The following is a 15,260-nucleotide window of genomic DNA, read 5'->3' on the forward strand; positions in this document are numbered from 1 at the left end:
TTAGGAATTATGTATAAGTACAACTACCCCTCTGTCTTCGCCAATCGGTGAGTTTTCTTTATTTGAGTAATTTAAAAGAAAATGGAAATTTTAATTAAAGAAGACAAAAAATACCAATAAGGTTGGGAACCAATTTGAAAAAAGTATATTTATTTCTTTCGCTAGTGTTTTGTTTAGTAATCGGAAATTATTTAGTTGCTTCAAAAAATACTGTTAAAAGTGAAAGTAAATCATCCTTGATCTATCAAAATGATAAACCAAATAAAGTAACAGAAGACATTCGAGCATTATATAAACAAAAAGCTAAAGAAGGTAGAACTGCAACTTTAGAGCAAAAACGAATTGAAATTGAAAAACAAATAGTGCCGACTCCTTCGAATATTAAAATAAAAGGAGAAACAATTGAAGGAACAAAAGTAGAATGGTTAATACCGGACAAATCTCCCGAAGATAAAATTGTTTTTTATGTACATGGTGGAGGGTGGTCTAGAGGTGGGTTAGGATATTCAAGAAATCTAGGAACAATCTTAGCAAGGGAGACAGGCTATAGAGTATTAACAATTCAGTATAGACTTTCACCAGAAAATCCATTTCCTGCAGGTTTAACAGATGCTGAAAAGATCTATAGTTCTCTAGTCAAAAAAATTGGTCCGAAGTCAAAAGTTGTAATTGTCGGGGATAGCGCGGGTGGTAATTTGACATTTGCATTGTTAAATCAATTAAAAACTTTAAATGGAAAATACCCATCAGCGGTAGTAGGTATTTCTCCGGCGACTGACTTAACGAAAGAAAGCCAACTATATACTTCTGATTTTGATAGTATTCACGCAAATTATCATGGAAATGATATTAATATTGTTGATACATATGTAGGAAATAATGATCGGAAAAATCCTTTAATCTCACCTTTATATGGTGATTTAAAAGGCTTACCACCAATGCTTATACACGCTGGTGCAAGGGAAGAGCTTTTGGACGATATTTTAGCATATGCTGCTGAAGCGAATTTTCAAGGTGTAGAAGTGACATGTAAAGTCTGGAGAGGAATGTTCCATGATTTTCAGTTAATGGACAAGGCTTCACCGATTAGTAAGCAAGCGAACACTGAAATTGCGCAGTTTATAAAACAACAACTTGGAACATAGAAAGTGGTTTATTTCTGTTAATTAATGGCATTTTTCCATCAAAGGAAAGATGTTTTTTTGTGTAAATATTGATAATAAGACGAATTTTAAGAGAATATTAGATTTTCTTAATTTAATATTAATATTTCTAATTTTATTAGAAAATTCTGATTATGTATACTAATAATAGTAAATGGGGAAGGAGCTCGAATAAGGTCGAAATTTAACAAATTATCCGTATCTAGAACACATCTTGTAATGGGACCTGATCGAATTCTATCAAAATATTATATTTTGTTTTCAGGATAACTGGATAAATGGGGAAGAAGTATTTATAGAAAAATTTTAAAAAATGTGGAAAGAATGTTGTCTTAATACAAAGAGAGGGCAATAGATCCATAAAAATGCGATTCACTTAAATTTTGAAATTAAAGTAGTAGACAATTTCCCAACAATATTAACAAACAAGAAAAAATAGTAAAACAACAAACAAAAAAATAATTGATGAGGGGAACAACGGAGAATGAAGAAAAAGCAAACAAGCAAACTGCTAGTAGGCGCACTTACTGCTAGTTTCGTATTTTCACAAACTCATATGTTCAATGTATTTGCACAAGGCCCAACTAAATTAGATGGTGCTGTAGAAAATCTTAAATCTAATGTAGAAAGCAAATTGAATCTTACTGCGGAACAACGTCAAGCTCTTAAAAACATTGACAAGTTCAATGCACGAGGACTTCATTTAGCGGATGACGTGGATTTAGATAGTTCAAAAACTGTATCAGTGATCGTTGAGTTCAAGAACAAACCAAAGAAAGTAGCTATGCTTGAAGCGGCTGTAAATGGACAAACCCTATCTTCTTCGGAAGCACAGAGCGATGTAGACAACGACCATGCAACATTTAAAACTGATTTAGAAAATGCATTTTCTTCAAAATCAGACGGGACATACAAAGTAACTCGAGAATTCAAAACCGCATTCAACGGATTAACACTTAAAGTTCCTGCAAACAAACTTCAAACGTTAGTTCAATCAGGAGCTGTTAAAGCAATCTACAGCAACCAAACTGTCCAACTAGATGAGCCTAAGTCGCCTAATTCGGAATCACTTAATACTGAAGGAAGCACACATGGAATGGCAGCTGAACGTTCTTACCTTAAAATAGATCAACTTCACAAAGAAGGTTTTACTGGTAAAGGCGTTAAAGTCGGTATCCTTGATACAGGGATTGACTACAACCACCCTGACTTAAAAGATGCTTACAAAGGTGGTTATGACTTTGTTGATAATGACAACGACCCAATGGAAACAACTTATGCTGATTGGGTAAAAGCTGGTAAACCACTTATCAATGGTGGAGTTGATCCATACTATACTGAACACGGAACTCACGTAGCAGGTACAATTGCTGGTCGAGGAGAAGCAAATAGCGATGTTTCAACTTTAGGTATTGCTCCTGATGCTGATATCTATTCTTATCGTGTACTTGGCCCTGGTGGTGGCGGTACATACGATGCAATTATTGCTGGTATTGATAAAGCTGTTCAAGATGGTATGGATGTAATCAACCTATCTTTAGGTGCAGCTTACAACGATCCATTAACACCTCAAAGTATGGCAATTAACTATGCTGTATTAAGTGGTGTAACAGCTATCGTTGCTGCAGGTAATTCTGGCGATGCAATGTACACTGTAGGAAATCCTGGTAATGCAGCTTTAGCATTAACAGTAGGTGCAAGTGATGTACCAACAACGATTCCGACAATGAAAGGTCATGATGACACTGTAAACTTCGACATGCAGTTAGTAGCAAGAGGATTTTATGACAATATCGCATCATTAGCAAATAAAACATATCAAATTGCACGTATTGCTGCACCTGGTGCATCTTACAACTATACTAATTTAGATGTTACTGGCAAAGTAGTTCTAGTTGCTCGTGGTGCAACTACAATCAACGATAAAATCTTACAAGCTAAATTAAAAGGTGCAGCGGCAATCCTGATCTACAACAACGACACGAATGGTTATATGCCATTCTATTTAGCAGAAGGTGCGGACTTTATCCCAACATTTAACTTAACAAATGCTGATGGTCTTGCATTACAATCAAAAATTTTAAGCGGTAAAACAGAATTTACTTTTAGCGACTTAGCTCAAATCACAACAAAAGGTGATGAGTTAGCATCGTTCAGTTCTCGTGGACCATCTCGAGTAACGTATGATATCAAACCAGAAGTTACAGCTCCAGGTGTAAGCGTACTATCAACTGTTCCTGGATTTGTGCATAGCCCAGATAATCCAACTGACTACACATATGCATATGATCATATGTCAGGAACATCAATGGCAACTCCATTTGTAGCAGGTGTTGCAGCATTGTTAAAAGGAGCTAATCCAAACTTACAACCAGAAGATATCAAAGCGCTTTTAATGAATACAGCTGACCCATTAAGCAAGACTTACTCTGTATACGAAGTTGGTGCAGGTCGAGTTGATCCAATGCAAGCATTACACGCATCAACTGAAATCAAAGTAAAAGATACAACACCAATTATGATTAATGGAAAATTAAAAAACTATAAAGAAACAACAAGTTCTTTAAGTTATGGTAATGTAGCTTATACTGGCCAAGATTTAGTTAATACTCGTAAAGTAACAATTGAGAACAACAGTTTAACACCAAAAACGTTTGATGTGAAAGTGTCATATCAAACAGACGCAAGAGGTTCTAAAGATGCAACGAAAAATGGTGTATCTGTTTCCTTTGACAGTTCATTCAAAGTGCCTGCATACGGTAAAGTAACAAAGGATGCAACCTTAACTATTCCGAAAACGGCTGAAAAAGGAATCTATGAAGGATATGTAACGTACACAAATCGTAGCAACCCAGCTGAAACATATCGTGTTCCATTCGGAGTTCACTTTGTTGAAGAAGGAATTAAAGAAGTTACTCTTTCTCGTAACTCGATTTCAAATGACCGTAATCAGTTTTCTATGGTTACGGACCCAGGAATAAATGCAACGATGACATTAAATTCTCATATGAGATATATATACTCAATTCTAACTGACGCAAAAACAGGTGAGGATTTAGGACTAGCGAATTCATTCGATGGAATGTCTTTCGAAGAAGGTAAACCAATACTTTTCGTTCCGTTCTCTGGATACATCTTTCCGTTCGCTGATAGTACTCACCAAACTATTAAGAATGTGGCTACTTTGCCAAGAGAAGGTCATTACAAACTAAAACTCGTTGGTGTAAATGATGAGGGGAAAGAATTTGTTAATTCACAAGATCTATTCATTGACAACACAGGTCTTGATAAATTCGAAGTGAAAGTACCAGGCGAAAAAGAAGGTAGCCCATTCGTCGAATTCAAGAAAGGTGACAAGACAATTCCGGTTACTGCTTCTATCCATGACCAAATGGTCGATCAAATGAGAGCGGCTGGTATCAATGTTAATCAAGGTACAAATGGACTTCCTTATTCTTGGAACAGCAACAAAATCACTGGAAAGCTAAATCTAGATGAAAACGGAAATGGTGCAGACGAAATCGCATTAACTTCACCAATCACTCAAATGATCTTTGTTGGTGGCGACCAAGCAACATTCGCTAACGCTCAGAAAACATACTACTTTGTTCAAGATGATTACTCATATGTATACGGTCAACCACAAGGTCCGACTCGTTACAATCAAATGATTACGCATTATGGAGATACAAGAACAGTTACGCTAACTGCAAACAATGTAAGCAAAGTAAAACAAGCTAAATATAATTTAACTGCAGACTCAATTGATACAAAGGTTTTAGACGTTAAATTAACTCCTGAAGCGCAAGCATTAGGCGGTGTATTAACGACTTCAACAACAGCTGGAACTCAAACAGCTATCAACACTAGTGTTACTGTTACATTCGACGGAACAAAAGAAGTAACAGGAGATATTCCAATGGTCGATGTAACATTTAAAATTCAAAACCCGCAAGTCGTTAAACATAATTCAAGTTTAAAATTTGACGGCTCGCCACAATTTACAAATGTTGATGGTGTCGTATCAAGACCTATAGGTGTTATGGCAACAATTGTTATTTTACCGAAGTTCTCTTCTCAAAGTGGATATGTATATGCTCAAGGTTTATACAAGAATGGTAAATTCGATGACTCTAATACTAGAGACTACACTTTAACTGGAATGAAGGCGTACATTCTAGACAAAGATGGAAAAACGTATCCTGGCACAATCTCTAAAATCGGTCAATATTTTGTAAGTGGACTACCACTTACTCATGATGATATGACAGTTGTGTTTGATGTTCCTGGACACTTTACTACGTACACTGATTTCCATGGTTTATATGAGAATATAGAAGGTGAAGAATACGGAGTAGCTGGTTACCTTGGCTCGGATGTTAATAAAGCAATTGGCGGTGACGTTAATAAAGACAACGTAATCGACATCCTGGATGCACTTGAAATACAAACATATTGGGGAACAAACAAGCGTAGTACAGACATCAACTGTGACGGTACAACAGATGTAAATGACTTTGCATATGTTTACTACAACTTTGGAATGGGTAACCCAACAAACCCAAATGCAAATCCAAAAGCTAAGAAAACTTATAAAGGTCAAACGTTGGACAGCATCATCGTAGAATTAGGCTTAAATTAATTTAATTGATAGCCTAAACAGCTTTAGAGTTGTTTAGGTTACTAGAATTACTTAATGCAAAACTCTTGGGTCGCACAGCATCTCCAAAACCAGTTAAAAAGTATTAAGGAAGCACTATAGAGTCTATTAGAACTGATTTAGAATTACAATAATGTGAAATGGCCTGTTCTCTAATTGAGGACAGGTTTCTTTTTTATTACGTTCAGATTCTAAACTATTTTAAGTGAATGCCTATAAATGAATTAATAAAAAGCATTTTTCATCAAAAGGGAAGATGCTTTTTTGTAAATAGAATAGTTCGATTTTTCTGAAGGTATAAGATTTTCTTATTTTAATATCAATATTTCTAATTTTATTCGAAAATTCTGATTATGTATACTTAGAATAGCAAATGGGGAAGGAGCTCGAAATGGGTCGAATTCTGATAGATTATGAGTTTCTTTAATTGTAGAAAGGACGATCTTGAAATGGACCCAATTGAATTCTATCAAAATAATATATAGTTTGCAGGAGGACTGGAGAAATGGGGAAGAAGTACTTAGAGAAAAAAATAGTAAAAAATGCGACTGCACTAACTTTAGGGGTAGGTTTAATCTCTAGCAGTTTTCACCCTTTAAATTTTAATTTATCATCAAAAGTAAAAGCGGCAACTGTTAATACAAATGCAGAAACGATTTTAACTAATTTAACTGCAGCTCAAAGACAAGCATTAAATCAGGTATCTAAAAATGATCAATCAGGTCTATTTGTAAGTCCAGATGTCAACTTAGATAGTAATGAAAATGTGTCAGTAATTGTTCAATTCAATCAAAAGCCTCATAAAGTAGCGGTACTTGAAGCTGCATTAAAGGGAAATAGCTTATCTGATAGTGAGGCTAAAAGCTTAGTAGATACTGACCATGCTACGTTTGATAAAGATTTAAAGAACTTATCAAGTGAAGATAATAAGAAATATAAAGTTAGTCATGAATATAAAAATACATTTAACGGTGTCTCAATTACGATACCTTCAAATAAAATTAAGTCACTTTTAAAGTCAAAAGCAGTTAAAGCAATCTATAGTAATTCAGCTGTAAAAGCTGAACAGCCTGTAGCAGAGGCAGCTCCTTCGAAGGAAGCAAGTGGCAAAGGTATGGCTGAGGAAAATGAATTTTTAAACATAAATAAATTACATGAAGAAGGCTATACAGGTAAAGGTATAAAGGTTGCTGTACTTGATACAGGGGTTGACTATAATCATCCTGATATCTCACCTGCTTATAAAGGCTATCGAGCACAAGCAGGAGTTGATCCTAAAACGATTAATCCAAATTCTGTAAAAGGTTGGGACTTTGTTGATAACGACGCTGATCCAATGGAAACAACATATGCGGATTGGGTAAAAGCTGGAAAACCAAATCCAACTAACAATGGTTCTGATTATTATACAGAACATGGAACACATGTATCCGGAACAATAATTGGACAAGGTAAAAATGATAGTGAATATGCAACAAATGGTATTGCGCCAGATGCAGATCTATATGTATACCGCGTATTAGGTCCTGGTGGAAGTGGAACGACAGATGATATCGTTGCAGGAATCGAAAAGGCAGTAACGGATGGCGCAGACGTTATGAACCTATCACTTGGTGCAAATTATAATGACCCGTTAACTCCAGAAGCAATTGCAATCAATAATGCTGTATTAAGTGGTGTAACTGCCGTTGTTGCAGCTGGAAATTCAGGGAGCGGTATGTATACTGTTGGCAATCCAGGAAATGCACCTTTAGCTCTAACAGTTGGGGCAAGTGATGTTCCAAGTGAAATTGCTACGATGAAAGCAACAGTAGGTAATCAATCTTCAGATTTACGATTAATAGCGTCTGGTTTTGATAGTGATTTAAATACGTTGTTATCACCTAGTCAATCACTTCAAATCATTAACGTTGGTTTAGGAACTTCATCAAATTATTCAGGTGCAAGTTCACGCATTGATGGAAAAATTGCTTTAATTCAACGAGGTTCTAATACAATTAACGATAAAATCTTACAAGCTAAAAATCGTGGTGCTGCTGGAGTCATTATTTACAACAACAATGCAGCTGAAGGCCATCTACCTTTTAACTTAGGTGAGAGTACAGATTTTATTCCTTCATTCTCAATGACGAATGCAGATGGTGTAGCTTTAGCGCAAAGTATTCCAGTTAACTCAACAAGTACGATCACATTTAGTGACTTAGGAAAGGTAACATTACCTGGCGATAACTTAGCAGATTTTAGTTCTCGCGGACCATCACGAGTAACATATGACATTAAACCAGAAGTTACAGCACCAGGTGTAAATGTATTATCAACTGTACCAGGATTCGTTCACAACCATGATAATCCATCAGATTATAAATATGCTTATGAAAGAATGTCAGGTACATCAATGGCAACACCAAATGTTGCAGGTATTTCAGCATTGTTATTACAAGCAAAACCTGATTTACAACCAGAAGATGTAAAAGCAATCTTAATGAATACAGCTGATCCATTAAGTAAACCTTACAGCGTATTTGAAGTTGGTGCAGGACGAGTTGATCCGTACAATGCGATTCACTCAAATTTTGAAATTAAAGTAGAAGAAAAATTCCCTACAATTATTAACAATAAAGAAAAATTAGTCAAAGAAAATTCAGGAGCGATTAGCTTTGGAAATGAAGCTTTTGAAGGAAAAGATATTGTAGATACTCGTTCAGTAACATTGTTTAACAAAGGTGAAAAAGCAAAAACATTTAATGTAAGCGTAAATTTCAATACGAATTTACGTGGGTCAAAAGATGCAAAAGCAAATAGTGTTACACTTCAAACAGATTCAACTATTACTTTAAAGGGAATTTCTCAAAAGAAAACAAATGTAACGTTATCAATACCCAAAGAAGCTGAAAAAGGGATTTATGAAGGTTATATCGTTTATACGAACAAAGATAATCCATCGGAAAGTTATAAAGTACCGTTTGGTGTTCACTATGTAGAGCCTGGATTTGATAGCTTTACACTATATAAACGCTCAGTTCCAGCATCTGTTAGACAAAGCAGTCAAAAATGGAATCGCGGAGATGCAGCTTATATGAGCTTAAAATCACATATGAAAACAATTACCGCGGTCATTTCTGATCCAAAAACTGGTAAAGATCTAGGGGTAATTGGTACATTTGATGGAACAACAATGGACGAAGGTGTACAATATGCGATGAATTACTTCTACAGTGGATATTACTTCCCATTTACGAATGATCCAAATAACCCAATTGGATTAAGAGTAGATCAATTGGTATTCCCAAAAGCTGGCCAATACCAATTTAAACTAATTGGGCAAGATGATAATGGAAAAACTTATACAGCTACACAAGACTTCTTTGTTGATGATACAAACCCTGAATTCGATGTACATGTCGATGGCGAAGTACCTGGAAAGGAAGTTGTAGAATTTAAAGACGGACAAACTACTGTCGGCGTTACTGGACATATTTCAGATGATAATGTTCAAGTAAAACAAGCAGCTGGAATGACTACTGATCAAACACAAAATCAAATTTACTATACTTACAACGCTTGGTTACCAAATGGAATAATGACACTAGATAAAGACGGAAATGCATCAGATGAAATTGCGATGCTGTCTAACGGTATTTTGGGTGTTAAGTTCGAAGGGATGGACGAAGCAACAAATGGTGGCGGTCAAAAGCAATATTACTTTGTAAATGAGCATACACCTTATGTTTCAGTTGAGCCGAATCATGCAACGATTCATAATGGTACGATCGTAAAACCAGGTGATACATTTACTATGACGTTAAATGCTAACAACGTAAGCAATCTAATGAAAGCAAACTATAAGTTTTCTGATGCACCGGCCACAAAAATTACAAATATTGCATTAAATCCTGAAGCTAAAAAGTTAGGTGCTTCATTAGATGTTAATCAAACTACTTCAGGAAGTACAATTTCATCCGATGTGAATGTAAACTTTAATGGAACTTCAGGAGTAAATGGTGATATACCGATGCTAGACTTAACCATTCAAGTTCCAGAAACGGTAGTACCAAGCCAAAATAGCACTTGGGACTGGACTGGCGTAAAATCAACATTTACAGATGTAAGTAATGTAACATCTAACCCATTTTCAGTTGTATCTTCTATCGGTGTCTTAAATAATCAATCAGAATTTAAAGGCACAATTGGAGGAGAAGGACTTCTATCAGCGAATGGACAATTTGATTATACAAAAGATTTCTCTTTATCATCTCCAACAATTACGATTGTTGATCATAATGGAAAAGCAGTAAAAACAAACGTCGTAAATAAAAATGGGCAATTTGATATTTTAGGAATTAAACCATCTAAAGAAGATTATACAATTATACAAGATATTCCTGGACACTTTACTACTTATAAGGACTTTAATATTTATGAGAATAGTATTGGCACGGTTGAAGGGGGACCATACGGAGTTTTCTTTAATTTAGGTTCAGATTTGGTAGCGAAAGCAACTGCTGGAGATGTTAACAAAGATGATGTAATTGATGTAATGGACGCATTGGCAATCCAAACATATTGGGGAACAAATAAGCGTAGTGCAGATATTAACTTCGATGGTATTGTCGATGCAAAAGACCTAGCATTTGTTGAAAAGAATTATTTAATGCAAAATCCTTGGGTAGCAGCACCACCAAAAGCAGTTAAAAAGTATAAAGGTGCTACTTTAGAATCAATTAAGAGTGAATTAGGATTACAATAATATTTTGAGTTTTTATTTTCACAATTGTTGGCCTGTTCTCGAAGCTTGAGAACAGGTCTTTTTAATTATATTTGTAAAATATCAAATATAGAAAAAACGTTTGTAGTATACTAATAACGTTAGTAGAAGGAGAAGAATATGAATATCGAAAAATTAGAATACCTTGTTGAAGTTGCAAAAACAGGTTCCTTCTCGATTGCTTCACAAAATCTTTATGTGAGTCAGTCCGCTATTAGTCAATCGATTGTCAGTATCGAAAAGAAATTAGGGGTAAAATTGTTCGAGAGATCTCGCGGTAATAGCGCTATTCTTACGAGCGAAGGAGAAGAAATAGTTGCGACTGTAAAAGAACTATTTATAAAATATCAAGAACTAATCGAAAAAGCACAAATCATTAATAATAACGTGAATGGTAAGCTGAAAATATCTACCACACCAGGCTTTTTTGCAGTGCTTTTAAAACCAATTTCTTCTATTAGAGATGATTATCCTAAAATCAATATCGAGATTTTTCAAAAGCCAGGACAAGATATTATTGAAGACATTTTAGAAGAACGTAGTGATATAGGTGTATTACCATTTATTAAGCATTTACTTGAAAATAATGATCGCCTAGTTTATCACAATTTATTTGAAGCAAAAATGAAATTAATGGTAAATAAAAATTCCCCACTTGCAGAAGAGGCATTTGTTACACCACAACAAATTTTAAACGAAACACTGATTACTTATGATGGAGAATTCATACATTTGTTTAAAAAGCTTTTCTATAAACAGTTTGGTGCAATGAATGAGTTATTTACGACTACTAATACTGATACTTTAAAAAAAGCAATCGAAGAAAACTTAGGAGTGTCATTTGTTCCTGCATTTAATGGAGTTAATTATAATTTGAGCGATGATGTGATATTACTGGATATTATTGATTACGATGCTGTAAACCTTCAATATGTATGGATCATGTCGAGTAAAAAACATTGTTCAAGGATGATTAAAGATTATATATCGAAATTAAAGGAAGAATTAAATTCATGATATGGAAAAAAGAACCATCCAATAAGNNCTTATTGGATGGTTCTTTTTAATAGCAAATAAGACTTTCCTTTTTTATTTCATTTTTGAATTTAAGAAATTTGAAATTTGATCAATATCTCTTTCCGTAAGGATAGGATCGATGGTAATGACAGGATGGACAATTTCCCCCTCAAGCAGAAAATCAGAAATAATAAATTCAATGTTTAGTTCATTAATTTTCTCTGATTCAAATTCACCATGGTTTGGTGGAATAAAATCAATTTGATGACTAAAAGCTTTATTTAATTTCGTTTCTATATAACGATGCGCGCCTGGACCATTACTTGTTAATAACAAAACTCTCTTCTTTGAGAATGCAGAGTTTATCATGGAAGACTGTACATTTAAGGTTAGTTTAGCAATTTTATCTTTTGTCATATCAGGGTATGAATATGTTTTAGTCCAGATTTGTAAAGCATCTTTTACTTGATTGAATAACTCTGGATAATGTTTTATTACATAACGATCTAGCGAATAGGATGGTTCCTTTTTATCAATTAAATGGATTATTGTATATCTTTTATATTGAGCTTGAAGCGTATAAAGAAATTCTTCGTCTTCATTAAAAGGAATTCCGATTTTTTCTTCTAGTAATTCAACTAAGTGATAAAGTTTTTTATAATTTGTGTCTTTAGAACTTCTGTATAAGGAAAGAAATTCGTTTTTGTCTATTTCTTCAAAAGCATAATAAGGTAGTGTGGAAATTAATAAAGTAAAGGCTACTCGTTCATTCACTGAAATATGTTTTCGATATAAATGCTCTAACTTTTCACAAATTTCATTAGAAATTTGGTAAAAATCAGAGGCTAAAATTTCAGTAATATTTTGTTCAGTTAAATTTAATTTAGCTTCTTTATCAATTCTATATAGCATTGTCCCAAGTAAATAAACGAAACTTCTAGTTGTTGAAGGATATAAAAATAATTTGTGCGTTTTTGTAGTCGTAGTAACAATTTCTTCTATCTCTTTATACGAAAAGTCCTCTAGTGGCCAATTTTGATTCGAATGAGCAAATAAGGGATTTAGGATATCTCTACATAAAAGTCGAATTTCTAATTCTCTTCCAACGATTTCAAGCGGTCCACGTTTTAACTTCAAGTGATAAGATTCCAATAATTCCTCAACTCGATCAAGTATTGAATAGACTGCTGGTTGCTGTGTAAATAGTGCATTTGCAAGCTCCGCGATACTTTTAATTTGTTTAAATTGAATGAGCATAATAGCTTGAAATTTCAATGAATTTTTTACAAAAAGTGAACGGATTTGATTAATTGATGAAGAAATTGGTTTATTTATATAAATTCCTTTCCCTTTGATTGTTTCAATTTGCCATCCTTTCGGTAAGTTCGAGTTAATTGTCTGTAAATCATTTCGGATTGTCTTTTCGGTACATAATAACTCACTTGCCAATTCCTCTGTTTTAAACCACTTATCTTGCTTACTTAAAATATCAATTATCTGTAATTTACGCTTAGTTGATTTATCCATTTCATTTCCTCATAAACTTTGAGCTTTTATTTTTATTATTGCTTTTAATGCTCTGTCTTAATTCAATGAAGAACAGCTTTTCATGAGATAACTGTGAATTTTTTATGAAAGTAAGTTATTATTTTTACCGGAATCAAAGGTAAAAAACATCATGGGAATCACTTTGCTACAACGATATAATGACATCGTTGAACAACAAAAATAAATTTTAAGGGGTAAAGTGATAATGAAATTTACTAAAATCGCACTTGTTAGTGTAATTGGAATGACATCATTAGTTGGAGCAGCTCACTCAACTTTTGCGGAAGGACCATCTGTAGGTAATTCAAAAGCAGCTATAACATTTGTTGCTGGCTCAGGTCCAGTTACACCGGTAGATCCTACAAATCCAACTGAACCTTTAGTACCATCGGGTCCTACTGATCCAACTGATCCTCCTACAGGAAATGCAGGTTCATTAACATTAGATTATGTTTCATCAGTTGAATTCGGTTCAAATGAAATTTCAAATAGAACAGAAGAATATTCATCTAAATCTAAAAAGCCATTTATTCAAGTAACAGACCGTCGCGGTACAGGAGATGGATGGTCGGTAATTGCTAAGGCAAGTAAATTTACTAATGGAACCACAGATTCATTACCAGGAGCAGTTATAACGTTTAAAAACGGTTCTACAGTTTCTATAAGCAATGGTACTTCGCCTGAAGTAAATAATACAATCATCTTAAATACAGATGGAAACACAACAGCAGCAGTTGTTTCAGCAAAATCTGGTACAGGCTTAGGGACATGGGTGACGAGGTGGCTTGGTCCAAGCCCAGAAGAAAATGATGGAAGCTTAAACGATAATGTCACTTTAACAATTCCTGCCGGTTCAGCAACAGTCGGTAGTCATGATGCAACAATTACTTGGACATTAACGGATGCACCAGGTTTATAATAGATAAGTTTACAAACAACAAGATGTAGAGACTTTTTATTAAGTGAACGGATTATGTATAAGTAAATTTTACTAAAAAAGTATAGGTGAGCTGCAAATAATAGAAAGTCTTTAATTTTAAGGAGGAATATTAAAAATGGATATTAAACGTCAAAAATTACTGTTAATTTTTTCAGCAATTTTACTAACTCTTGCGTTTATCCCTTTATCTGTAAAGGCTGAAAATGATATCGATTTTTCAGTAAGAGCTAGTATTCCAACTAATCAAATTGATCATTTGAAATCCTACTTTGATTTGAAAATGACTCCAGGACAACATCAGGATCTTAAAATCGAAGTGTTTAATAATAGTAAAAAGGAAGAAACAATCGAAGCGAATATTACTTTTGCTACAACAAATGATAATGGTCTTATTGATTATTCTGAATCAGATCGCAATAAAGCAGATAAAACCTTAATTTATCCATTGACTGAACTTGTAAAAGAGACTCATAAAGAAGTTGTGATTCCATCTGGCAAATCAAAGGTAGTTTCATTTTCAATTACAATGCCTAAAGATGAATATAATGGAGTTATTGTAGGAGCTGTACACTTTAAGAAAAAAGCAGAAGAAGCAAAAACAGATTCTGCAGATAAAAGCATTCAAATAAAGAATGAATATGCATATGTAGTTGGAATTAAATTGACTGAAAATACAAAGGAAGTTAATCCGAATTTACACTTGCTAGAAATTAAACCTAAATTAGTGAATTATCATACTTCAATTGCTGCGACTATTCAAAATAGTGAAGCCTCAATTGTGAAGGATATGAGTATTGATGCAAAAATTTATAAAGAAGGTTCAAGCAAAATCTTATATAGCTCAAAAAAAGCTGAGATGAGTATGGCACCTAATTCAAATTTCGATTATGCAATTGATTTAAATAATAACCCCATTGAACCTGGAACTTATCGATTAAAGATGAAAGCGATTATTGGAACTCAAGTTTGGGAATGGGATGAATTATTTACAATTGGCAAAGAAGCAAAGGAAATGAACAATAAGGCTGTTGAAATCAAGCAAAACAATTATTGGATTTATATCGGAGGTGGAGTACTACTTTTAATTGGAGTGATTACTTTAATTATTTTCAAAAAAAGAAAAAAGGAAAAAGTACAATCGGAAAATCCAGAATGAGTTTGAAAGGG

General features: G+C 34.0%; 7 protein-coding genes. 6 read left to right on the forward strand and 1 reads right to left on the reverse strand.

What is annotated here, in order from left to right:
* Positions 1-134: 134 nt before the first annotated feature.
* The 4 genes from CN692_RS00210 (at position 135) to CN692_RS00225 (ending at position 11,605) form a co-directional block, all read left to right on the forward strand.
* Positions 135-1,145, forward strand: a complete 1,011-nt coding sequence (locus CN692_RS00210; protein WP_179874344.1) for an alpha/beta hydrolase — start codon at positions 135-137, stop codon at positions 1,143-1,145.
* A gap of 502 nt (positions 1,146-1,647) precedes the next feature.
* Positions 1,648-5,805, forward strand: coding sequence for a S8 family serine peptidase (locus CN692_RS00215; protein ID WP_098116998.1), 4,158 nt, complete (start codon positions 1,648-1,650; stop codon positions 5,803-5,805).
* Between the two features lie 523 nt (positions 5,806-6,328).
* Entirely contained in the window at positions 6,329-10,570 is a 4,242-nt protein-coding gene (locus CN692_RS00220; RefSeq protein ID WP_098116999.1) for a S8 family serine peptidase, read from the forward strand.
* Between the two features lie 138 nt (positions 10,571-10,708).
* Entirely contained in the window at positions 10,709-11,605 is an 897-nt protein-coding gene (locus CN692_RS00225; protein ID WP_098117000.1) for a LysR family transcriptional regulator, read from the forward strand.
* Between the two features lie 72 nt (positions 11,606-11,677).
* On the opposite strand, the gene CN692_RS00230 is transcribed toward CN692_RS00225, so the two are convergent.
* A complete protein-coding gene (locus tag CN692_RS00230) occupies positions 11,678-13,132 on the reverse strand; it encodes a BglG family transcription antiterminator (RefSeq protein ID WP_098117001.1) in 1,455 nt (484 codons plus the stop codon).
* A 226-nt stretch (positions 13,133-13,358) separates the two neighbouring features.
* On the opposite strand from CN692_RS00230, the gene CN692_RS00235 reads away from it, so the two are divergent.
* Both CN692_RS00235 and CN692_RS00240 read left to right on the forward strand, forming a co-directional pair.
* Entirely contained in the window at positions 13,359-14,072 is a 714-nt protein-coding gene (locus CN692_RS00235; protein ID WP_098117002.1) for a WxL domain-containing protein, read from the forward strand.
* A 136-nt stretch (positions 14,073-14,208) separates the two neighbouring features.
* Positions 14,209-15,249 (forward strand): DUF916 and DUF3324 domain-containing protein, encoded by a 1,041-nt coding sequence (locus CN692_RS00240; protein ID WP_098117003.1) that lies wholly within the window; start codon positions 14,209-14,211, stop codon positions 15,247-15,249.
* Positions 15,250-15,260: the final 11 nt, after the last annotated feature.

The organism is Bacillus sp. AFS002410, assembly GCF_002556365.1.
Lineage (GTDB): Bacteria > Bacillota > Bacilli > Bacillales > Bacillaceae_G > Gottfriedia.

Coding starts and splice junctions, on each gene's coding strand:
- CN692_RS00225 (WP_098117000.1), top strand. CDS start 10,709: ATGAATATCGAAAAATTAGAATACCTTGTTGAAGTTGCAAAAACAGGT.
- CN692_RS00230 (WP_098117001.1), bottom strand. CDS start 13,132: ATGGATAAATCAACTAAGCGTAAATTACAGATAATTGATATTTTAAGT.
- CN692_RS00235 (WP_098117002.1), top strand. CDS start 13,359: ATGAAATTTACTAAAATCGCACTTGTTAGTGTAATTGGAATGACATCA.
- CN692_RS00215 (WP_098116998.1), top strand. CDS start 1,648: ATGAAGAAAAAGCAAACAAGCAAACTGCTAGTAGGCGCACTTACTGCT.
- CN692_RS00220 (WP_098116999.1), top strand. CDS start 6,329: ATGGGGAAGAAGTACTTAGAGAAAAAAATAGTAAAAAATGCGACTGCA.
- CN692_RS00240 (WP_098117003.1), top strand. CDS start 14,209: ATGGATATTAAACGTCAAAAATTACTGTTAATTTTTTCAGCAATTTTA.